This window comes from Myxococcus faecalis (genome assembly GCF_050039385.1).
Classification (GTDB): Bacteria; Myxococcota; Myxococcia; order Myxococcales; family Myxococcaceae; genus Myxococcus; species Myxococcus fulvus.
Window position 1 is genome coordinate 6549412 of record NZ_CP144336.1, and the last position, 21306, is coordinate 6570717.

General features: G+C 69.6%; 20 protein-coding genes and 1 pseudogene. 10 read left to right on the plus strand and 11 right to left on the minus strand.

Annotated features, from left to right (window positions below; translation table 11 throughout):
- Positions 1 to 32: 32 nt before the first annotated feature.
- Genes VZQ01_RS26240 through VZQ01_RS26250 form a run of 3 tightly spaced genes read right to left on the minus strand, consistent with a single transcriptional unit; the run spans position 33 to position 1394 of the window.
- Positions 33 to 566, minus strand: coding sequence for an SRPBCC family protein (locus tag VZQ01_RS26240; RefSeq protein WP_223782562.1), 534 nt, complete (start codon positions 564 to 566; stop codon positions 33 to 35).
- Positions 559 to 1032, minus strand: coding sequence for an SRPBCC family protein (locus VZQ01_RS26245; protein ID WP_426744992.1), 474 nt, complete (start codon positions 1030 to 1032; stop codon positions 559 to 561). The genes VZQ01_RS26240 and VZQ01_RS26245 overlap by 8 nt, the downstream gene beginning before the upstream one ends.
- Entirely contained in the window at positions 1029 to 1394 is a 366-nt protein-coding gene (locus VZQ01_RS26250) for an ArsR/SmtB family transcription factor (RefSeq protein WP_223747114.1), read from the minus strand. Before VZQ01_RS26250 ends, VZQ01_RS26245 begins: the two co-directional genes overlap by 4 nt.
- A 96-nt stretch (positions 1395 to 1490) precedes the next feature.
- On the opposite strand from VZQ01_RS26250, the gene VZQ01_RS26255 reads away from it, so the two are divergent.
- The 3 genes from VZQ01_RS26255 (at position 1491) to VZQ01_RS26265 (ending at position 4217) form a co-directional block, all read left to right on the plus strand.
- Positions 1491 to 2375 (plus strand): S-methyl-5'-thioadenosine phosphorylase, encoded by an 885-nt coding sequence (locus tag VZQ01_RS26255; RefSeq protein WP_267699443.1) that lies wholly within the window; start codon positions 1491 to 1493, stop codon positions 2373 to 2375.
- On the plus strand, positions 2372 to 3478 hold the full coding sequence (mtnA, locus tag VZQ01_RS26260; RefSeq protein WP_426744993.1) for an S-methyl-5-thioribose-1-phosphate isomerase: 1107 nt from the start codon (positions 2372 to 2374) through the stop codon (positions 3476 to 3478). The genes VZQ01_RS26255 and mtnA overlap by 4 nt, the downstream gene beginning before the upstream one ends.
- Before the next feature lie 76 nt (positions 3479 to 3554).
- The gene (locus VZQ01_RS26265) at positions 3555 to 4217 is read left to right on the plus strand and encodes a class II aldolase/adducin family protein (protein ID WP_223747117.1); all 663 of its coding nucleotides are present in this window, start codon (positions 3555 to 3557) and stop codon (positions 4215 to 4217) included.
- Here the strand turns inward: VZQ01_RS26265 and VZQ01_RS26270 are convergent.
- Together VZQ01_RS26270 and VZQ01_RS26275 are read right to left on the minus strand one after the other, a co-directional pair.
- Positions 4198 to 5466, minus strand: coding sequence for a metallophosphoesterase (locus tag VZQ01_RS26270; protein WP_426744994.1), 1269 nt, complete (start codon positions 5464 to 5466; stop codon positions 4198 to 4200). The genes VZQ01_RS26265 and VZQ01_RS26270 overlap by 20 nt on opposite strands.
- A gap of 169 nt (positions 5467 to 5635) precedes the next feature.
- A complete protein-coding gene (locus VZQ01_RS26275) occupies positions 5636 to 6172 on the minus strand; it encodes an FHA domain-containing protein (RefSeq protein WP_223782557.1) in 537 nt (178 codons plus the stop codon).
- Positions 6173 to 6483: 311 nt separating this feature from the next.
- Between VZQ01_RS26275 and VZQ01_RS26280 the strand changes: the two genes are divergently transcribed.
- The 4 genes from VZQ01_RS26280 (at position 6484) to VZQ01_RS26295 (ending at position 10100) form a co-directional block, all read left to right on the plus strand.
- The gene (locus VZQ01_RS26280) at positions 6484 to 6834 is read left to right on the plus strand and encodes a hypothetical protein (protein ID WP_223782556.1); all 351 of its coding nucleotides are present in this window, start codon (positions 6484 to 6486) and stop codon (positions 6832 to 6834) included.
- A 158-nt stretch (positions 6835 to 6992) separates the two neighbouring features.
- The gene (locus VZQ01_RS26285) at positions 6993 to 9023 is read left to right on the plus strand and encodes a hypothetical protein (protein ID WP_426744995.1); all 2031 of its coding nucleotides are present in this window, start codon (positions 6993 to 6995) and stop codon (positions 9021 to 9023) included.
- 322 nt (positions 9024 to 9345) lie between these two features.
- Entirely contained in the window at positions 9346 to 9648 is a 303-nt protein-coding gene (locus VZQ01_RS26290) for a hypothetical protein (RefSeq protein ID WP_223747121.1), read from the plus strand.
- Positions 9645 to 10100, plus strand: coding sequence for a hypothetical protein (locus VZQ01_RS26295; protein WP_426744996.1), 456 nt, complete (start codon positions 9645 to 9647; stop codon positions 10098 to 10100). Before VZQ01_RS26290 ends, VZQ01_RS26295 begins: the two co-directional genes overlap by 4 nt.
- 48 nt (positions 10101 to 10148) lie before the next feature.
- Here VZQ01_RS26295 and VZQ01_RS26300 read toward each other — a convergent pair whose 3' ends face one another.
- The 3 genes from VZQ01_RS26300 to VZQ01_RS26310 all read right to left on the minus strand — a co-directional run bounded on the left by VZQ01_RS26300 (position 10149) and on the right by VZQ01_RS26310 (position 14434).
- Positions 10149 to 11789, minus strand: a complete 1641-nt coding sequence (locus tag VZQ01_RS26300) for a long-chain fatty acid--CoA ligase (RefSeq protein ID WP_223747123.1) — start codon at positions 11787 to 11789, stop codon at positions 10149 to 10151.
- Positions 11790 to 11890: 101 nt separating this feature from the next.
- Positions 11891 to 12928 carry a 6-phosphofructokinase gene (locus VZQ01_RS26305; RefSeq protein WP_141332983.1) on the minus strand — a complete coding sequence of 346 codons (1038 nt, stop codon included), beginning with the start codon at positions 12926 to 12928 and terminating at the stop codon, positions 11891 to 11893.
- A 78-nt stretch (positions 12929 to 13006) separates the two neighbouring features.
- Positions 13007 to 14434, minus strand: a complete 1428-nt coding sequence (locus tag VZQ01_RS26310) for an amidase (protein ID WP_426744997.1) — start codon at positions 14432 to 14434, stop codon at positions 13007 to 13009.
- A 193-nt stretch (positions 14435 to 14627) separates the two neighbouring features.
- On the opposite strand from VZQ01_RS26310, the gene VZQ01_RS26315 reads away from it, so the two are divergent.
- Positions 14628 to 15371 (plus strand): glucosamine-6-phosphate deaminase, encoded by a 744-nt coding sequence (locus VZQ01_RS26315; protein WP_426744998.1) that lies wholly within the window; start codon positions 14628 to 14630, stop codon positions 15369 to 15371.
- A 4-nt stretch (positions 15372 to 15375) separates the two neighbouring features.
- Here the strand turns inward: VZQ01_RS26315 and VZQ01_RS26320 are convergent, their stop codons facing one another.
- Positions 15376 to 17007, minus strand: coding sequence for a vWA domain-containing protein (locus tag VZQ01_RS26320; RefSeq protein ID WP_426744999.1), 1632 nt, complete (start codon positions 17005 to 17007; stop codon positions 15376 to 15378).
- A gap of 590 nt (positions 17008 to 17597) precedes the next feature.
- Here VZQ01_RS26320 and roxB point away from each other — a divergent pair.
- Positions 17598 to 19619, plus strand: a complete 2022-nt coding sequence (gene roxB, locus VZQ01_RS26325; RefSeq protein ID WP_426745000.1) for a rubber dioxygenase RoxB — start codon at positions 17598 to 17600, stop codon at positions 19617 to 19619.
- Between the two features lie 300 nt (positions 19620 to 19919).
- On the opposite strand, the pseudogene VZQ01_RS26330 reads toward roxB, so the two are convergent.
- Positions 19920 to 20627, minus strand: a pseudogene (locus VZQ01_RS26330) (IS256 family transposase); the annotation flags it as partial.
- Between the two features lie 75 nt (positions 20628 to 20702).
- Here VZQ01_RS26330 and VZQ01_RS26335 point away from each other — a divergent pair.
- Positions 20703 to 21032 carry a hypothetical protein gene (locus VZQ01_RS26335; RefSeq protein ID WP_426749042.1) on the plus strand — a complete coding sequence of 110 codons (330 nt, stop codon included), beginning with the start codon at positions 20703 to 20705 and terminating at the stop codon, positions 21030 to 21032.
- Positions 21033 to 21059: 27 nt separating this feature from the next.
- Here VZQ01_RS26335 and VZQ01_RS26340 read toward each other — a convergent pair whose 3' ends face one another.
- A complete protein-coding gene (locus tag VZQ01_RS26340; protein ID WP_426745001.1) occupies positions 21060 to 21281 on the minus strand; it encodes a hypothetical protein in 222 nt (73 codons plus the stop codon).
- Between the last annotated feature and the right edge of the window lie 25 nt (positions 21282 to 21306).

The following is a 21306-nucleotide window of genomic DNA, read 5'->3' on the forward strand; positions in this document are numbered from 1 at the left end:
ACAAGGCGAGGGCCCGTCACGCGCCGAGGACTTCAATCCCGAGGGAAGCGCTCCTCGTACTCGGCCTCCAGGCGTGCGTGGGTGGACCAGAAGCCGCGAGGCGTCTGTCCGCGCAGCTGGTCCTCGAGGATGCCCAGGTGGGTGTCCCAGCCGCTCGCGACGCTGACGCGGTCCTCGCGCGTGACGAGGCGCCGGTGCGTGACGACGAGCAGCACGTCCGAGCCCCGAGCGCTCAGCTCGAAGGTGACCTCGGAGGGGGCGCCCGTCTGCTCGGCCCAGGTGTAGCTCAGCACGTGTGGCGGCTCGCAGCGGAGCACGCGCCCCGTGTGACGATGGCCATCGCGCATCACCTGATAGCGCTGGGGCACCGGCTCGTGGGAGAGGTGGGCGTGCTGGAAGCGCAGCTCGACGCTTCCACCTTCGCGCAGCTCCATGTCCCCGGCGGCGAGCCACTTCCCGCGCAGCTCCGGGTCGGTGAGGAACGCCCACACGCGCTCCAGCGGACCCGGCAGCACGCGCTCCAGGCGCACCGTCTGGGGCTCGGTGACGACGCCGTGTTCAGCCATGGCGCGGGGGCTCCCCGGCCAGCTCGCGCGCCAGGGTGGTGAGCATGGTGGCCCAGCCCGCCTGCGTGCGGTCCGCATACTCCGCCCACGTGTCCGACATGACGTGCGTCAACGTCAGCTCACAGCCCGCGTCCCTCGGCCGGAAGTCCAGGGTGACGCGGCTGATGTTCTCCTCGCTCATCGGCTCCTCGCGGATGGCCCACGTGAAGACCAGTCGCTGGGGACGGGCTATCTCCAGATAGGTCCCGATGTGGTCGATGTCCTGACCCTTCCTGCGCACGAGGAAGGAGAAGCCGCCGCCCACGCGCGCGTCGAGCCGCAGGTGCACCACCTCCTCGTCGCGCACACCCGGGCCCCACATCCACCGGCCGAGCGTCTCGGGGCTCAGCCACGCGTCGAAGACGCGCTCGGCGCTGGCGGGGAAGAAGCGGGTGAGCTGGACCTGGACCGTCTTCGAGGCATTCACCGGGTGCGTCCTTTCTTGGGGGAAGGGGGCGTGGGAGCCTCGCCGCGCAGCAGGCTCTCCAGCATGTCGAGCCGCTCGCTCCAGAAGCGCTCGTAGTAGCGAATCCAGTCCTGCGCGTCCGACAGCGGCCGGGCGTTGAGCCGGCAGACGTGCGTGCGGCCCTTCACCTCGCGGTGCACCAGCCCCGCACGCTCCAGCACCTTGATGTGCTTGGACGCCGCGGCCAGGGACATCTGGAAGGGCGCCGCCAGCTCTCCGACGCTGCGCTCGTGCACCGACAGGTTGCGCAGCATCGCCCGACGTGTCGGGTCGGACAGCGCATGGAACGTGTGGTCGAGCTGGCTCGCGTGTTGTTCAACCATGAGGTTGAATATAGAGCCGCGCGTGACGCTGTCAACCCACGTGGGCCGCGAGGAGGCTGCTACGCTGGCGGCGCCCCTCGACCCCGGAGAAGACCCATGTCCCGAGCCCCCGCGCCCGTCATCGGCATCATCGGTGGCAGTGGCCTGTACCAGATGGATGGCCTGAAGGACGTCGCGTGGAGGAAGGTGTCGTCGCCCTTCGGCGAGCCCTCCGACGAGCTGTGCTTCGGCACGCTCGAGGGCACGCAAGTGGTGTTCCTGCCCCGCCATGGTCGCGGGCACCGCATCGCCCCGAGCGACATCGACTTCCGGGCGAACATCGACGCGCTCAAGCGCAGCGGGGTGACGGACCTCTTGTCGCTGTCCGCGGTGGGCAGCCTGCGCGAGGACCTGCCGCCGGGCACCTTCGTGGTGGTGGACCAGTTCGTGGACCGCACCTTCGCGCGGGAGAAGAGCTTCTTCGGCACGGGGTTGGTGGCGCACGTGTCCATGGCGAAGCCCACGTGCTCGCGCTTGGGGGAGGCGGTGGTGGCCGCGTGCGAAGCGCTGGGCGTGGCCGCGCACCGGGGCGGCACCTATCTGGCGATGGAGGGGCCGCAGTTCTCCTCGCTCGCGGAGAGCCGGCTGTATCGGACGTGGGGCTGTGACGTCATCGGCATGACGAACATGCCGGAGGCCAAGCTCGCCCGTGAGGCGGAGCTCTGTTACGCGACGGTGGCCATGGTGACGGACTTCGACTGCTGGCACCCCGAGCACGACGCCGTCACGGTGGACCAGGTCGTCTCGGTGCTCGTGGGCAACGCGGGCAAGGCGCGCTCGCTGGTGAAGCAGGTGGTGCCGCTGCTCGGAGGACACGAGGGGCCCTGTCGGCAGGGGTGTCAGCGCGCGCTGGAGCACGCGCTCATCACCGCGCCGGACGCCCGCGACGCGGCGATGGTGGAGAAGCTGTCGTCGGTGGCCGGACGGGTGCTCGGGCGATGAAGGTCCACGGCAAGCCCACCCGCGCCGTCTGGCTGGAGCCGGATGCCCGCGCGGTGGGCATCATCGACCAGACGCGGCTGCCCCACGCCTTCGTCACCGCGCGACTGGAGACGCTGGACGAGGCCGCGCACGCCATCCGCGCGATGCGGGTGCGGGGCGCTCCGCTCATCGGCGCGACGGCCGCCTACGGGGTCTGGCTGGCCTTGCGCGCGGATGCCTCCGACGCGGCGCTGACGCGTGCGCTCGCGGTGCTGGGTGAGACGCGGCCCACCGCCGTGAACCTGCACTGGGCGCTGGAGGAGATGCGCCGTGTGCTGACCCCGCTGCCGCCCGCCGAGCGCGTGGAGGCGGCGAAGCGGCGCGCGGCGGAGCTGTGCGACGAGGACGTGGCCATCAACCGCGCGCTGGGCGAGCACGGCCTGAAGCTCCTGGAGGCCGCGTGGGAGAAGAAGGGGAGGAAGGGACGGCTGGAGGTGCTCACCCACTGCAACGCGGGGTGGCTCGCGACGGTGGACTTCGGCACGGCGCTCTCGCCCATCTACCTGGCGCACGACGCGGGCCTGCCCGTGCATGTCTGGGTGGATGAGACGCGCCCGCGCAACCAGGGCTCGCAGCTGACGGCGTGGGAGCTGGGGCAGCATGGTGTCCCGCACACCGTCATCGCCGACAACGTGGGCGGCCACCTCATGCAGCACGGGCAGGTGGACCTGTGCATCGTCGGCACGGACCGCACCACGGCCCACGGTGATGTGGCGAACAAGATTGGCACCTACCTCAAGGCGCTCGCGGCGAAGGACAACGGCGTGCCTTTCTATGTGGCCCTGCCCTCGCCCACCATCGACTGGAGTCTGCGCGACGGCGTGCGGGAGATTCCCATCGAGCAGCGCGATGGCTCCGAATTGAGCGACGTCACGGGCCGGCTCGCCTCGGGGGAGGTGGCCACGGTGCGGGTGACACCGGAGGGCAGCCCCTCCGCCAACTACGCCTTCGACGTGACGCCCGCGCGATTGGTGACAGCGCTCATCACCGAGCGGGGCGTGTGTCCGGCGAGTGAGGCGGGCCTGCGCTCGCTGTTCCCGGAGCGCGCGGAGGTGAGGCCATGAAGGACGAGCAAGGCGTATGTCCGGCGAGCCAGGACGGCCTGCGCTCGCTGTTCCCGGAGCGCGCGAGGATGGGCTCATGAAGGACGAGCGCGTCGTGCGAGAGGCGATGATCGCCACCTGCCGCAAGATGAACGCGGCGGGGCTCAACCAGGGCACGAGCGGCAACTTGAGCGTGCGCGTGGACGGGGGCTTCCTGCTGACGCCCACCGGCATGGACTACGAAGTGCTGGTGCCCGAGGACATGGTCCTCATGCGCATGGATGGAAGCCACGAGGGCCCACGGCGTCCGTCGTCCGAGTGGCAGCTCCACCGGGACATCCTGGAGGCCCGTTCGGAGGTGGGCGCGGTGCTGCACGCGCACTCCATGTTCAGCACCACGCTGGCGTGTCTTCGCCGGGGCATCCCGGCCTTCCACTACATGGTCTGCGCGGCGGGCGGCGTCGACGTGCGGTGCGCGCCGTACGCCACCTTCGGCACCGCGGAGCTGGCGCGAAACGTCCTGGACGCGCTGGAGGGCCGCAAGGCGTGCCTGATGGCGAACCACGGCATGCTGGCGCTGGGGCGGGACCTGCCCTCGGCCTTCAAGCTGGCGGTGGAGGTGGAGACGCTCGCGGCCATGTACTGGCGAGCGCTCCAGGTGGGCGAGCCCGTGCTGCTCGACGACGCGGAGATGGCGCGCGTGCTGGAGAAGTTCAAGACCTACGGCCAGCAGTCCGCGCTCACGCCGAGCGGAGCGTGAGCACCGTCACCTCGGGCGGGACGCCCAGGCGGAAGGGTAGCCAGTGTCCGGTGCCGCCGGACACGTAGAGCTGGTGGTCGCCCTGGCGGTAGCGGCCGAGCATGTACTGGAAGGCGAAGAAGAAGAACGGCATCCCGAAGAAGGCCACCTGGCCACCATGGGTGTGGCCCGCCAGCGTCAGCCGCGCCCCGCGCTCGGCGGCGTGGTCGAAGAAGTCCGGGTGGTGCGTGAGGCACAGCACCACCTCGTCGGGAGAGACGCCCTGGAAGGCCTGCTCGGCGGACTGCTTCATGCGCGCGGCCTTCACGCGGTGGCTGCGGCCGGACATGGGGTAGTCCACGCCCACGACGCGAACGCGCTGGCCGCCGTGCTCGAAGGTGTGGGACTCGTCCACGAGCAGGCGCACCGGGCTGCCCCGCGACTGGGACTTCGCGTAGGCCTCCACGACCTCGTCCAGCCCGCGCCAGTGCTCGTGGTTGCCGAGCACCGCCAGCATTCCGTGAGGCGCGCGGCACTCCTCCAGCGCGGCCATGGTGGCGTCGAGCTGGTCCAGGTCATCGATGAGGTCCCCCGTCATCACCTGGAGGTCCACCTGGGCCTCGTTCATCGCGGCCACCGTGTCGCGCAGGTACTGGGTGTCGATGAAGGTGCCCACGTGTACGTCGGTAATCTGGCCGATGCGGAAGCCATCCAGCGCGGCGGGCAGGCCCGGCAGGCGCACCTCCACCGACTCCACCTTGAAGCCCATGGAGCCGCTGGCCAGGCCCGCCGTGCTCGTCCCCACCGCGAGCAGCGGCACCGCGCGCCCCGCGTTCGTCAGGAGGTTGCGCCGGCTCATCCTCGCGGACGTCAGCGACTCCAGGGCGCTGGCCTGCGTGGAGTGGGGGGCGGGTGTTCCGCTGGGGACGGACTCGGGGGCCTCGGGGACCGGGGCCTGGGTCGTCATGACGTCAGGGGAGGCCTTCGCCCGGGCGCGGCGGTCCATCCACCGGCGCAGCAGGGCCAGGGGGCCGCCGACGAGGAAGATGATGATGGCGGAGATGGACCAGCCCGTGGCGAGGATGCGCAGCAGGGCGGGGACCTCGGAGGTGCGTCCGGTGATGGCGGGCACCAGCCAGACGGCCAGGGACAGCGCCGAGCCGCCGAGCAACACCCACCGGCGCCACCCTCGCGCCATCGCGGGCCAGAACGACTTCAGGACGGTCCAGGCGACCACGTAGACCAGGAAGAGAAGCAACGGCCTGACCATCAACACGCTCCCAAGCGCACGAGAACCGCAGTCATAGCGCCGGGCCGCATGCCCCGCCGCACGAAGTGGCTGAATGTAGGTGATGCCCCTGTCACCGAGGCTCGCCTGGGCGCCAGGGCGTCCTCCCTACGTCCGCGCGGCCCGGGACATTCCCCAGGGCGTGTGGGCTTCAGCCCCGGGCGCCGGGGCTGGCCATGCGCAGGTGCGCGTGCAGCGTCTCGGTGCGCAGGTAGAGGAACTGGGCATCGCCGAAACCCAGCGCGTCGCCATCCGTGAGCAGCACGTCCTGCTCGGGCGTCAGCGCGGCGGTGTTGACCCAGGTCCCGTTCATCGAGCCCACGTCCCGGACCGAGCAGTCCCCCGCCGAGGCGTGCCACTTGAGCGTGGCGTGGTGCTTGGACACGGACGGGTCCGGGACGATGAGCGTGCAGCCCTCCATCCGTCCCACGGTGAGCTCCTGCCCGTCCACGGCCGGACGCAGGAAGTGGACCTCCAGCGCGTCGAAGCCGCGCAGCATGACGAAGAGCCGGTCCACCAGCCGGGTGCGGTGCGCCATGCCCACGGTGCGCGCCTCGCCCAGCCGCATCGCCACCTGTTGGAAGACGGGCTCGGGCGGCTGTTGGACGAGGACCACGGGCCCGGAGGCGTCGAGGAAGGCTTCCAGGGTTGCCAGGGCGAACGGGCGCAGTTGCTTCACGGACGGCATGGTGGCCACAACCTACCCCGAAGCCGCGGGCCCTGGCGCGCACCCGCACGCACCAGGCCGCCGCCGTCCACCAGCGAACGCTCCCACGTGAGCACATGGAGCGGGTTTGGTCCGGGTTCTTCGGAAGGTTTCATGGAGGCACGCGCGAGGCTCAATCCATGCGCAGTGATTGCGAGTGGCTGTAATCCCAGACCCGAGACGAGGCTGGAAACATTTCAGCTAGTGGCTATCAACGATGGAGAAGGCTCGACAATCATTGCATATCCGCCCACGGAGCTCGGGTCGGTGGGCTCCATCACCAGGAGAAGCGCATGAAGGCACTGTCATTCGTGATGGTCGCGGCTGTTTCCATGGGCGTGCTCGCCGGTTGCGGCGAGGGCACCACGCCGGAGGCGACAGTCGACGACAAGGGGCCCCGGTACGAGGCCACGCTGAACGATGGGAGGTCCGTGATCGTGCGGGACGCCTCGGGCGAGAGCAACGTGAGCGCCCAGGCCATCGAAGGTGAGCGCACCGTCACCCAGGCCGCGTGTTGGGTGACGTTGCAGTGGTGCAGCGAGCCGGGCACCGGCGACATCGTCTGCACCCAGAACGGCGGCTGCACGACGGCGCAGTTCATCGCCGCGTGCATCTCGCTCGCCGAGGATATCTGCGGAATCTGATACATCCGTGGAAGCTCAGCGTCAGCCCCAGGTGAGGGCTGACGCTGCATGGCGGTGCGTGGCGCGGTGTGTCGTGAGATGAGGCTTTGCGCTCGCGGCGTGTCCGGTGACACTCGTGTGACACAGACATTTGTGTTCGCGCGAGGAGCGTCCAAGCCATGTGGGAGCGAATGAGGAAGCACGGCGCCTGGGTGTTGGCGGCGTCGTTGTTGGCGTTGAGCGGGTGCTCGGACTCGGACGATGACCTGCCGACGCCGGACGCCGGGGCGCAGCCCGACGCGGGGACGCCGGACGCGGGGGCACCGGACTCGGGCTCGGAGCTGCCGCCGTTGCAGGTGCCGGAGGGCTGCAACCCGCTGGCATCCGAGCATGACTGCCTGTTGCCGTATCCCTCGGACTACTTCCTGAAGGAGGACGCGGCGCTGCCTTCGGGACATCGGGTGACGCTGAGCGCGGCCGCGAAGCTGAAGACGCGGGATGGGACGCCGTTCGACTTCACGGACCTGCATCCGGCGGATGGGTATTCGCATGGCACGCAGATGCTGGCGCTGTTCCCGGGCGGGGTGGATGACACGGGGCTGCCCTCGGTGACGCGGCCCACGGCGGCGACGTCGGGGAGCACGGTGTTGCTGGAGGCGGAAGCCGGCACGGGCGTGCTGCACTTCGCGGAGCTGGACCCTCGGGCGGCGGCGGACGCGCGGCGGGCGCTGCTGGTGCGGCCGGCGGTGCGGCTGAAGGGTGGGACGCGCTACATCGTGGCGCTGCGCGGGCTGAAGGCGAAGGACGGCGCGCCGGTGCCGGTGCCGGAGGGCTTCCGCCGCATCCGGGATGGACAGACGGCGGGGGACGCGCTGCTGGCGCCGCTGGCCCGGCGCTACGAGGCGGACATCTTCCCGGCGCTGGAGGCGGCGGGGGTGCCGCGCGCGGAGCTGCAGCTCGCGTGGGACTTCACGACGGAGACCGAGGAGAACGTCACGCGGGACATGTTGGACGTGCGTCGGCTGGCGATGGAGGCGATGGAGGCCACGCCGCCGGTGGTGACGGTGACGGAGGTGACGAACGACGTGGACGCGAACATCGCGCGTCGCATCAAGGGGACGCTGCGGGTGCCGCTGTTCATGGAGACGGCGCAGCCCGGAGCGCTGCTGGCGCGGGATGCGCAGGGGCGGGTGCGGCGCAATGGCGAGGCGGAGGTGCCCTTCACGCTTCAGATTCCCCGGAGTGTCTGGGGGCAGGGCGTGGCGCCGGTGCGGCTGCTCCAGTACGGGCACGGCTTCTTCGGCGGGCAGGGGGAGGCGGACGGCTCGTTCGTGCGGCCGTTCGTGCAGGCGACGCGGATGGTGGTGGTGACGGTGGACTGGTGGGGCATGTCGCAGGCGGACGCGCCGGGGGTGGTGGGGGCGATGGCGCAGCAGCCGGGGCAGACGATGCGCTTCTCGGACCGGGTGCATCAGGGGATGGTGAACCAGATGGCGGTGACGTACGCGGCGCGCACGACGCTCCGGGACGTGCCGGAGCTGAGCGACAACGGGGTGCTCGTGTACGAGCCGGGGCAGACGTACTTCTACGGCATCAGTCAGGGGCACATCCTGGGCGGGACGTACGTGGCGCTCTCGCCGCATCTCGAGCGCGCGGTGTTCAGCGTGGGTGGGGCGGACTTCTCGCTGATGATGTTCCGGGCGAAGCCCTTCGCGCCGTTCCTGCAGGCGATCGCCGCGGCGGTGCCGGACGCGCTGGACCAGCAGAAGTTCGCTGCGATGACGCAGACGGGGTTCGACCGCATCGACCCGCTGACGTACGCGCCGCACGTGTTGAAGACGCCGTACGAAGGTGGCCCCGCGTCGCGCAAGGTGTTGGTGCAGTACGGCCTGGGCGATGCACAGGTGCCCAACGTGGCGACGGAGCTGCATGCGCGGGCGATGGGGCTGACGCAACAGTTGCCGGCGACGTGGCGCGTGCCGGAGCTGCCGGCGGTGGAGGGCGTCCTCGACGGCGCGGCGCTGGTGCAGTTCGACTTCGGGTTGCCCTCGCCGTTGCCGGGCACGGTGGCGAACCTGCCGGCGGACGACAACCCGGTGCACGAGGGTGTGCGTCGCAACACGAAGGGCCGTGAGCAGGTGGACCTGTTCCTCAGGCCCGACGGCAAGGTGGAGGCCACCTGCGGCGGCGTCTGCCTCGGCGCGAACTGACGCGGTGGGCTGAACGTGTAAGCCGTAGTTACAAGTTCGTGGATGGCTCCGCGTTGGTTCGGAAATCGTGCGCCGTGAGGCGTGTGGCTTGCAGCGGAGACGGTCCGCGCTCGTGAAGGGGCGCGGACCGTCCAACCTGTGAGACTGCATGCATCGTCTGAGTGAATCGCCGGGCCATACGGCCCCTGTCGTGATGGGGCCGCGAAGGAGGGTAGGGAGTAGACAGCACGACCTGGGGGGTGAGACACCCGGGATGGACCTCGCGCCCCTTCGGGCCGAAGTCCGTCGAGGCGAGAGTGCTCGGGCTCGACAGGGAGGGCTCATGACGCGGTACTGGCTTTCGTTCGACTTGGGGCTCCGGGGCAACTACGACGACCTCTACCGGTGGTTGGCGAAGCTGGACGCGCGCGAGTGTGGTGACGGCATGGCGACGTTCACCACGGAGCAGACGCCCGTGCAGCTCAAGCGGGCCCTCAAGCCCATCGTGGGCAAGAAGGGGCGGGCCTACCTGATTGGCTCCGACAAGGAAGGGAAGTGGAGCGGCAAGTGGCTCTTCGGCAACCGGCGTCCCGCCCCGTGGGTCGGCTACGTCGAGCTCGCCGGTGAGGAGCAGGACGACGCATGAAGGTCTGTGTCGATGCCTGCTTCCTGCTCGCGCTCTATGATCCGAGGGATGGTCTCCACGGCGTCGCCAAGGCGCTGTTCGAGAAGCTGTTCGACTCGACTGCCCACGAACTGGTGGTGCCCTGGCCCATCCTCTACGAGACGGTGTCGACGCGCATGGCTCGCAGGAGCGCGTCGATGGGGCTGCTGGAGCGGGACTTGAAGCGCCTGCGGCAGCGCAACCGGCTGTCGATGTTGTTCGACCGGAAGATGCGCGAGCAGGCGCTCTCGGAGTGCTTCGAGGAGCTGACGAAGGACGGTGGTTACCGCGCCCTGAGTCTGGTGGACCGGGTGGTGCGGCTGATGCTGCTCAGTCGGAGCCACCGGCTCCACGCCCTCGTCACCTTCAACCGGGGCGACTTCGAGGACGTGTGCCGGCAGCGGAAGATCCAGCTCATCGACCAGCAGGGCTGACGAGCTTGGGGCCCACCGTCCTTCCACGGACGGCGGGCCCACCGTGCCTCACCCCGCGGCGGTGCTCGGGTTCTTGATGAGGTGGTCGCCGTAGTCCTCACGGAGCTTCGTCTTGAGGAACTTCCCGGTGGACGTGCGCGGAATCTGCTCGATGAAGAGGTAGTCGTCCGGCAGCCAGAACTTGGCGAACTGCTTCGCCAGGTGCTCCGTCAGCGCCTCCTTGCTCACCGCCTGCCCCGGCTTGAGCACCACCGCCGCCAGCGGGCGCTCGTCCCACCGCGCATGCCGCCCGGCGAACACCGCCGCCTCCAGCACCGCCGGGTGGCTCATCAGCGCGTTCTCCAGCGCCACCGACGAAATCCACTCCCCGCCTGACTTGATGACGTCCTTGCTCCGGTCGCAGATGCGCACATACCCATCCGCGTCCAACGTGACGACATCCCCCGTCCTGAACCAGCCATCCGCCGTGAACCGGTCCGCCCCCTCGCCGCCGTAGTACGAGCCCGCCACCCACGGCCCGCGCACCTCCAGCTCACCCATCGTCGCGCCGTCCCAAGGCAACGCCTTCCCGTCCTCCCCCATCACCCGCGTCTCCACGAACGGCAGCGCGAAGCCCTGCGAGCTCTGCGCCCCCAGCTGCGCCTTCGCGTCCGCGTGGCGAAGCGCCTGCTTCACCTTCGCCATCGTCCCCACCGGGTTCATCTCCGTCATGCCCCAGGCGTGCGTCACCTCCAGCCCGTGCCGCTGCCGGAAGCCGTCAATCATCGCCGGCGGCGCCGCCGAGCCTCCAATCAACATCGTCCGCATCGCGCTCAGGTCCCACTTCTTCGGGTCCTGGTCCAACAACGCGAGGATGCCCAGCCAGATGGTCGGCACTCCGCCCGCCACCGTCACCTTCTCCGCCGACATCAACTCCAGGAGCGACGGCGGGTCCAGGTGCGGCCCCGGCATCACCATCCGCGCCCCCGTGAGCAGCGCGTCGAACGGCAACCCCCACGCCGCCGCGTGGAACATGGGCACCACCGGCAACACCGAGTCCGCCTCGCCGATGCCCGTCAAATCCTTCATGCAGCACACCAGCGTGTGCAACGTGATGGACCGATGGCTGAACAGCACCCCCTTGGGGTTGCCCGTCGTGCCCGACGTGTAGCAGAGCATCGCCGCGCTGTTCTCCTCCAGCGTGGGGAAGTCGAACGTCTCCGGCTCCGCCGCGAGCAGCTGCTCGTAGTCCAGCGTCCCCTCCGGCGCGGGCCCCGCGTCCGGGATGACGATGACATGGCGGATGCTCGGCACCTGCGCCGCGAACTTCTCGAACAGGGGCCACAGCGAGCGGTCCACCAGCACCACCGTGTCCTCCGCGTGCCGTGCGATGTAGGCCAGGTCGTTCGGATGCAGTCGCAGGTTGAGCGTGTGCACCACCGCGCCCATCGCCGGAATCCCGAAGTACGCCTCCAGGTGCCGGTAGTGGTTCCAGCTCAGCGTCGCCACCCTGTCGCCGGCCTTCACCCCCAGCCGCTTCAGCGCGTTCATCAGCCGGCACGTGCGCTTGTAGAAGTCCGCGTACGTATAGCGGTGCATCGACTTGTCCGGATTGCGGCTGACGATTTCGGAGCGCGGGTAGTACGTCCGCGCGCGCTCCAGGAAGTGCGTCAACGTCAGCGGGAAGTCCATCATGCGGCCTGGCAGCATCGGCACGTCCCTTCGAGGCGAGGGTGGGGTGCCGATGCTACCGGATGCGCGCTCGGGCCAGGGTCCCGCGTCACTCGCGGCCCGAGTGTTGCTGCGTTGCGTTAGCCGAAGAACACCTGGGCGACCTCGAAGAACTCCGTCGGGACGCGCTTGAGCTCCTTGGTGGCGGCGGCCAGCTCCACGCTGACGATTTCGTTGCCCTTGAGCGCGGCCATCTTCCCGAACTCGCCCCGGGCGACCATGTCGCACGCGTGCACGCCGTAGCGCGTGGCCAGCACGCGGTCATGCGCGGTGGGCGCGCCGCCGCGCTGGATGTGGCCCAGCACGGACACGCGCGTCTCGAAGCCCGTGCGGCGCTCGATCTCCTGCGCGACGATGTTGCCCACGCCGCCCAGCCGGGGCCGGCCCGCCTCGTCCAGCGCGCCGCTCGTCACCAGCTGCTCGCCCTGGTCCGCGGACAGCTTGATGCGCGTGCCCTCGGCCACCACGACGATGGAGAAGCTGCGTCCGCCCGCGTGGCGGCTGCGGATGTGCTCGGCCACGCGCTCCAGGTCCGCGGGAATCTCCGGCACCAGGATGACGTCCGCGCCGCCGGCGATGCCCGCGTAGGTGGCAATCCAGCCCACGTGCCGGCCCATCACCTCGCAGACGATGACGCGCTTGTGCGACTCGGCCGTCGAGTGCAGCCGGTCCACCGCCTCCGTGGCAATCGCCACCGCGGTGTCGAAGCCGAAGGTGAAGTCGGTGCCGTTCAGGTCGTTGTCGATGGTCTTCGGCACGCCCACGATTCGCAGCCCCTCCTGGGACATGCGCGTGGCGGCGGACAGCGTGCCCTCGCCGCCGATGGCGATGACGGCGTGGATGCCGTTGCGCTCGATGGCGCGCTTCACCTTCTCCAGGCCGTTCTCCACCTTGAACGGGTTGACGCGCGAGGTGCCCAGGATGGTGCCGCCCCGGTGGAGGATGCCGGAGGTCGTCTCGCGGGTGAGGCGGAAGTGGTTGTCCTCGAGCAGGCCCTTCCACCCGTCGCGGAGGCCCATCATCTCGAAACCGTGGGCGGAGGCGCGGCGGACGAGGGCGCGGATGACGGCGTTCAGGCCGGGGCAGTCACCCCCGCCGGTAAGCACGGCGACTTTCATGAAGAATGTTTTATCGCGCCTTGCACCCGACGTGCTGATGAAGTTTGCCCGAGCGCCCTGCGACGGGAGGAGCGGCCCCTAGCCGAACACCGACGGCCGCCGGTGAGTCCACGGGTGCGCGGCCTCCAGCTGCGACGCCAGCCGCAAGAGCGTGGCTTCATCCCCGAAGCGGGCGATGAACTGCACGCCCACCGGCAGTCCCTCGGGACTCCAGTGGAGGGGCACGCTCATCGCCGGGTTGCCCGCCATGTTGGCCATGGGGCAGTAGGGCGTGAAGCCCGCCGCGCGGAACAGGGGAGCGAGCGGCGCGTCGGGCAGGGACGCGAACGTCCCCAGCACGGGCGCGGGCTCGGTGACGGTGGGCAAGAGCCACACGTCCACGTCCTCGAAGTGCCGGGCGAAGACGCGGCCGAAGCGCAGGATTTCCGTCTGCGCGTGCAGGTAGGCCGACAGGCCCTGGCTCAGCCCGTGTTGATACAGCGCCCAGGTGAAGGGCTCGAAGTCCTCGGCCGAGGGCGCGCGGCCCAGGCGGCGCGAGAGCCCCTCCACGGTGTTCACCACGCCACAGGCCCAGGCCGTCATGAAGTGCTGGCCGAGCGTGTCGTCGCCGGGAATCTGGAGGTTGCCCTCGAGGACGGAGTGGCCCAGGCCCTCGAGCCGCTTCGCGGTGGCGACGACGGCGCTGAGGCACTCGGGGTGGACGGGGGCGCCCACCGCGTTGCGCAGCGTCAGGCCGATGCGCAGCCGACCCGGGGGTGCGCCGACCTCCAGGCCGTAGGGACGGGCCTTGGGCGGGGCGTGGTAGGGCGCGCCGAGGTCGGGCCCCTCGGTGGCGTCGAGCAGCGCCGCGCTGTCTCTCACCGTGCGGGTGAGGGCATGCTCGCCTATCAGCCAGTGGACACTGTCGGCCAGCTCCGGCCCGGTGGGGTTCCTGCCCCGGCTGGGCTTGAGGCCGAACAGGCCACACGCGGACGCGGGGATGCGGATGGAGCCGCCGCCGTCGGAGGCGTGCGCGAAGGGCACCATGCCGCTGGCCACCGCCGCCGCCGCGCCGCCGCTGGAGCCTCCCGGCGTGCGCGTCACGTCCCACGGGTTGCGACACGGTCCGTGCAGCGAGCCCTCCGTCGTGGGGAGCAGCCCCAGCTCCGACGTGTTGGTCTTCCCCAGGACGACGAGCCCCGCGCGCAGGTAGCGCTTGACGAGCTCGCTGTCATGGCCCGGCGCGAAGTCCTTCGCGAAGCGCGAGCCGAAGGTGAGCGGATAGCCCTCCTGCGCGGCGAGCAAATCCTTGAGGAGGAAGGGCACGCCGGTGAAGGGCCCTTCGGGCAGTGGAGCCTTCGCCCTGAGGCGCGCGGTCTCGAACTGCGTCTGCACCACGGCGTTGAGCCGGGGGTTGCAGCGCTCGATGCGGGAGATGGCCGCGTCCACGAGCTCCAGCGGAGTCACCTCCCGGCGCCGCACGAGGTCGGCCTGGGCGGTGGCGTCGAGGCTGATGAAGGGGTCCATGGGGCGGGCACTCTACCCGTGCGTGCGCCACGCGCGGTATGACGCGTCGCGTTCGCGTGGTGTCGGCAATGACGGCAGTTGCTGCAACAGTCACGGACATGCCTCTGGGTGAACGGCTTCGTGACTCCCGGGTGGTGTTGAGGCGCCGGAGAACATGTTCGTGTGCGCGGCTCTTTTCGAGCGAGGAGCCTCCATGAACATCCGGGTCTTCGAGTCCGAGCAGGAAGCGGCCGCCGCGTGCGCCGCGCGCATCGCCGAGGCGGTGACGGCGCATCCGTCGTTGGTGTTGGGGTTGCCCACGGGGCGCACGCCGCTGAATGTCTACCGGGAGCTGGTGGCGCTGCAGGCCCGGCGGCGGCTGGACTGGTCGATGGCGCGGACGTTCAACCTGGAGGAGTGGGTGGGGTTGTCGCCGGAGGAGGGCGGCAGCTTCCACGCGTACATGGAGCGGCACCTGTTCCGACATGTGAACCTGTCGAAGGAGCGCATCCACTTCCTCGACGGCGCGGCGCCGGACCTCGCCCAGGAGTGCGAGCGCTACGAGGCGGAGCTGATGGCGGAGGGGGGGCTGGGATTGGTGTTGGTGGGCGTGGGCGCGGACGGGCACCTGGCGTTCAACGCGCCGTCGGACAGCCTGCGCGCGCGCTGTCACCGGGCGAAGCTGAGCCGGGGGGCGCGCGAGGCGAACGCGATGTTCTTCGGGGATGACGCGAGCCGCGTGCCGCTGGAGGTGCTGACGCTGGGCATGGGCGCGCTCATCCAGTCGCGCCGGGCGATGCTGCTGGCGTTCGGCGCGCAGAAGGCGGAGGCGGTGAAGGCGCTGGTGGAGGGGCCGCTGACGCCTTCGTGTCCCGCGTCGTTCCTGCAACTGCACCGCGACGTGGAGGTGTGGCTGGACGTGCCCGCCGCGAGCGCGCTGGCGGGCCGCGTCCAGTAGGGCCTCAGCGCGAGCTGCTGGCGAGGCGCGGGGCGAGAAGCTGGCGCAGCTTGCCGAGCAGCGTGAGGAACTCCACGCGGTCCTCCTGCCCGTGGGTGGCGTCCGCCGCGAGCGAGTGGATGCGCGAGAAGTTGCGCTCGTCGGTGGTCAGGGTGCCGCGCAGCAGGTCCGCGGTGCTGGCGACCGCCGCCGCGAAGCGCAGGTCCTCCGAGGCGCGGTCCAGCGACGCCTTCACCTCGTTGCGGTTCAGCACGAAGCGCTGCTCGGCGGCCTCGGAGTCACCCGGCTTCTTGGCGCGCACGCGCACGGTGGCCACCGTGTCCCCCTTGCCCGTCAAGTCCAGCTCGTAGAGCGCGGTGACGGTGTGGCCCGCGCCCACCTCGCCCGCGTCGACGTCGTCCTTGCGGAAGTCTGCGTCGGCGATGGCGCGGTTCTCGTAGCCGAGCAGCCGGTACGCGCGCACCGCGGTGCGGTCGAACTCCACTTGAATCTTCACGTCCTGGGCGATGACCTCCAGCGTGCCGCCCAGCTGGTCGCGGAACACGCGCTGCGCCTCGCGCTCCGAGTCGATGTAGTAGCAGTTGCCGTTGCCCTGGTTGGCCAGCTTCTCCATCAGCTCGTCACGGTAGTTGCCCATGCCGAAGCCAATGGTGGACAGGGTGACGCCCTCCTTCACGTACTGACGGATGCTGCCGAGCATCGTCTCCACCGTCTGGTTGCGGCCCAGGTTGGTGTCGCCGTCCGTCAGCACGATGACGCGCGAGACGCGCTGTGAGCCCGCCATGCGCACCGCCTGACGGTAGGCGAGCTCCAGGCCATCCCCCATGGCGGTGCCACCGCCCGCGGAGAGCGCGTCGATGGCGGCGTTGATGCGCTTGCGCTCCTTGGCGGGCGTGGGCTCGAGCACGGTGGACACGCCGCCGGCGTAGGTGGTGATGGCCACGGTGTCGTGGGGGTTGAGCCCCTCCACCGCGAGCTTCACCGACTTCTGGACGAGCGCCAGCCGGTCGGGCCCCTGCATGGAGCCGCTGGTGTCCACGAGGAAGACCAGGTGTGTGGGCTTGCGCTCGGCCTTGGCGACGTGGCGTCCCTGGAGGCTCACCCTGAGCAGGTGCTGGCGCTCCGCGAAGGGCGACGGCGCGGCCTCGAGCGCGACGTGGAACGGGCCCTGTCCGGGCGGCGGCGCGGGGATGGCGTAGCGGAAGTAGTTGACCCACTCCTCCACGCGCACGTTGGAGGGGTGGGGGAGCTGGTGCTCCGTCACGGAGCGGCGGAACTGGGTGTAGGAGGCGGTGTCCACGTCCACCGCGAAGGTGGAGAGGGCGTCCTCGCGCACGTCGGTGCGCGGATTGATGGCCTGGGGCGCGCCGCTGGGGGCCGGGGCCTGTGCGACGGGGACGCTGGCCCGCTGCCCGGTGTCGGAGTCGCCATAGGCGTCGTTGTTGCCGAAGGTCCTCATGCTCTTGCGCTGGAGGCCCTCCGAGCCCGAGGCGACGGCCTCATGGTTCCCCGTGAGCGACGAGGCGCTGGCGCCGAAGAGCTTGCGGATGTTGTCGCCGTACAGCGTGACGCCGCCGCCGAGCAGCGCGAGCGTGACGAACAGCGTGACGAGGATGCGGGTGAAGCGCTTGCTCATGGGGCCTCGGGGTGTGGCGGAAGAAGGCATTGCGTGGAGGGACTCGTCTCATGGGCGCCTCACCGCGCGCGTCCGTCATCCGCCCGAGGTCGGTCATCGGGAGGAGGTCGGTCATCCGACCGATGCCCTCGTGCGGGAGGAGCCGGAGGCGGGACGCCTCGGATTGGATGTCTGGGATTGCCCCAGCTCCGTCGGAAAGTGGACAGCCATGGAAAGAGGGCTTGTTGACGGTCTGCCAATAGGAGGGCATCCTTTCTGGCGAAGCAGTCACGAGTGGCCCCCATGCGCTCCTTCCCCTGGTCCTCGATTGCCGAGCAGGTCTCGCTCCTCGCGCGCTCGAGTGGAGTGACGACCGTGCGTGGGACGAGGGCTGTCGGGTGCGCTCGGCGAGGCGCCCGACGATGTCCCCTCCGCGCGCACTTCCGCCTCGCTGTCAGGGATGCCCGCCCTGGAGTCCGCCGTGGTGGCGGCGCTCTGGACGGGCCTGGCCTGCTCCCCTCCGTGTCTTGGCGGCCGGGAAGCGGGAACACGCAGCGAAGGAGCGTTTCATGCGCGTCGTCAGGAAGTCACTCACAGGAAGCCGTTACGCCGTGTCATTCATTCGCACGTGGGTTGCCGTGGCGACGCTGGCGGTCCCCGGCGTCGGCGCCGCGAATGACTTGTTGAAGAGCAGTCGAGGCGGTTCGGTGCAGTGGGACTTCTGCTACGGCAAGGCGGACAGCACGCTGTTGCCCGTGGACCCGCGCACGCTGGTGCAGCCGGGCATCAGCAACGGCAAGGCGGTGCACTTCAACGCCTATTGGAAGAACTGCCACGTCGACCCGGTGGCGGTGAAGGAGGTCGGCGCGGCGAAGACGTGCGGCGAGCTGCGCGCGCGCTTCGACCACGGCGAGGGCCTGCTGACCAACGGCCACCCCGGAGTGGGCGCGCTGTTCACCGGCACCGACTACACCGTGCCCGAGGCCGCGTTCGGCATCGCGACGTTCTCCGCCGCGCAGTACAACGAGCTGTGGCGGGTCTGGGGCTTTCCCTTCCGTCCCGACAACTTCGACACCCTGGTCTCGCAACGCTACGGCTCGGGGTTGAGTCCCAAGCGCAACCCCTATCCGCTGCCGGGGCAGTTCCCCAACCTCTCCAACGGCGGCAGCGGGCAGCTGCCGGAGATGCTCACGCAGCTGCGCAATCCGGATGGCAGCTGGAGCGGGCGCATCGGCGTCACCTGCCACGCCTGCCACAGCGGCATGGTGGGAAAGCCCTCGGATGGTCCGGGGATGGGTGTCCAGGTGGGCGGTGGCAGCAGCCTGGCGGACCTGGACCTGTTCCTGAGTGACTTGCTGCCACTGGGGTATCCCGCGTCGCTGGCCACGTTCCTGAACCTCAACCGCACGCGTGGCACGAACAACGCCAGTGACATCAACCTGGCCTTCCTGTTCCCGGACGAGAAGCTGCTGCGTCCCTCGGAGGTGATTGGGCTCATCAACTCCGGCTCCACCGCCGGCATGGACACGCCGGCGTGGTGGAACATGGGGCACCGTCCGGTGAAGTTCGTCGACGGGGTGTTCCCGATGGATGCGCCGCGCGTGGACATGGTGTTCTACACGCCGTTCATCGGTCTGTTCGGAAGTGCCGGCGGGCCGCTGAGCGAGGCGGGACAGGACTGGATGCGGGAGAACGGCCCGTCGCTCAACACCTGGGTGGACGCGCTGAAGTCCCCGCCGTATCCGCTGCCCATCAACCCGACGTTGGCGGAGCAGGGGGCGGTGCTGTTCCACACGCTCGACATGTGGGCGCCCTCGCGCAACAACACGGTGCCCCGGCCGCAGGGCAACGGCTCGTGCGCCAGCTGCCACGGCGCGTACGCGCCCCGGTACGTCAACGACCCGTCCTTCCTCGCGTCCCCGACGCTGGAGGGCATGGCGAGCTACATCGTCCCGCTGGACATCATCGGCACGGACCCCGTGCGCGTGAACACGAACAACGCGGCGGTGCAGTCGGCGGGGGCGAAGAACTTCTTCGGCTATCCGACGACGGCGGGGACGGACCAGGACTGCGGTCCGCAGAACCAGCCGCACATCCGGGGCAACCGCCCGCTGGGCTATCTGGCGCCGCCGCTCTACGGCGTCTGGGCCACGGCGCCGTACTTCCACAACGGCTCGGTGCCGAACGTGTGGGAGGTGCTCAAGCCGTCGGACCGCAAGCCCATCTGGCGCCGGGTCTCCACGCCGCCGCGGTGGGACCAGCCGTTGGTGGTGATGGGGTTCGACACGGACCTGCAGCGCGCGTTCGACTCGACGAAGCTGGGGTGGAAGTACGACACGATTGCCTGCAAGTGGCGCGGGCCGTTGAACCCGGCGGTGTCGCCGTACATCAACTGCCAGCCGGGGGATGAGTTCACCACGCCGCTGGCTCAGGAGCTGATGAACGTGCTGTTCAGCAACCTGATTGTCTCCTGGAACATCCTCTTCCCGCCCACGCGCACGCGGCAGCAGCTGGAGGACCGGAAGATCTACAACACGAACGCCTTCGGCCAGGACAACGGCGGGCACGAGTTCAACTCCGTGCTCACCGACCCGGAGCGTCTGGCGCTCATCGAGTACATGAAGACGCTGTAGGCGGCAGGATGGCGCGTGGACCCGCTGCCTCTTCACGGAGGCAGCGGAGTCCCGAGCGCGCAGCGAGCGAAGAGTGCCCATGGAGGAGGGCGCCTCCTTCAAGAACGAGTGCCTGGAGAAATCCCCGAGGATGAGCGACTGTTGGCGCGAAAGCGATGAAGCGTCCAACCAAGACGCCAAAGACCCGCCATCCCGAGAAAGTCGCGGCGGCGCTACGACCGTCCGCAAGATCGGGGGGCAAGTCCCGAATCTTGTGTAGTTGGTTTGGAGGGGTTCGGGGGAGGAAGGCTCCTTGGAGGGTCATGCAGCGGTGTCTGAGTTTGACTTCAGCAGGGACATATCGAGGTAGCGGCGGTCGTCCCAGACTCCGGTGACTTCGAGGGCGACGGCGGTGATGAGGCGCAGGGCGCTGACGCGGTCCGGGAAGGCGCCGACGGAGCGGATGGGGCGCTTGACCTCGCCATGGAGGCACTCCAGACCGTTGGTGCTGCGCAGGCGCTTCCAATGGGCCTTGGGGAAGGCGAAGAAGCAGGAGGCAGCGGCGAAGCCCTGGCGCAGGCACTCCATGGCCTCGGGCACCTGGGGCCCCACGCCTTTCTGGAGAGACTCCATTCGCTTCCTGGCGTCCTGGAGGGTGGGTGCCTCGAAGATGGCCGACGTCTGTTTGCCCAGCCGCCCGCGCAGCCTCCAGGGGGCCTTGGCGAGCACGTTGCGAGTGAGATGCACCGTGCAGCGCTGCAACCGCGCCTCGGGCAGGGCCTGTCGGGCCGCCGCGGCCAGGCCCGCGTGCCCGTCGGCGCTGACGAGCCTCACGCCCGTCAGCCCCTGCTCCGGCAGTTGGCGCAGCAACTCAAGCCACGAGTCCTGCGACTCGCTGCCGCCCAGGGAAATGGCCAACAGGTGGCGGTGCCCATCCTCTCCCACGCCGTAGGCCACCAGGGCGGAGACGTTCTGCACCGTGCGCGCCCACCTCGCGTCCAGGAAGGTGGCGTCCAGGTAGCGGTCGGGGTTGCGGATTATGGCGTCAGTGGTGGGAGCTTCAAGGCGCTCTGCAGGTACCTGCGCACTCGCACCTTCCCGGACGTGGAGAAGTTCGAGGTCGTGATGTTCTGCTCCCAGCTCTCGCGCGAGAAGCTCCTGACCGCGGTCCAGGACTACGACAACAAGGGCAAGTTCGCCGAAGCCCTGGTCCTGCCCTTCGAGGACTTCCTCCCGAACCCCAAGCTCGGAGGCGACACCCCGAAGAACTTCCACGGGCGCGGCTCCATCAAGTGGGCCTGGGATGACTTTGGCGAGAAGCGCCGATACGGCGCCCTCGAGGACGGAGCCGCCTCAGAGGAGGATGCCTACTTCGAAAAGATGAGGAAGGAGATCCACGACCTGTTGAGGTCAGGCAATTTCGAGCGCGGATGAGGGCCCGGGTCCTTCCTCGTGCCCGCTTCAGTCGGAGCGCTGCGTGCTGCCGCGTGACCGGGAGGCATACGGCAGTACGAACAGGTACAGGCCGGTGAGCAGGAGCAGGAGGAGTGGAGGCAGCGCCAGGTAGGCGACCCAGACGGGGGGCGCCTCCAGCCCCAGGACGACGATGTTGGCGATGACCACCAGCGTGAAGGCGATGGACAGCCAGCGGTGGGTCTGACGGATTCCTCGGTTCCAGCTCATGGGTCGCTCCTGGGATGAGTCACCA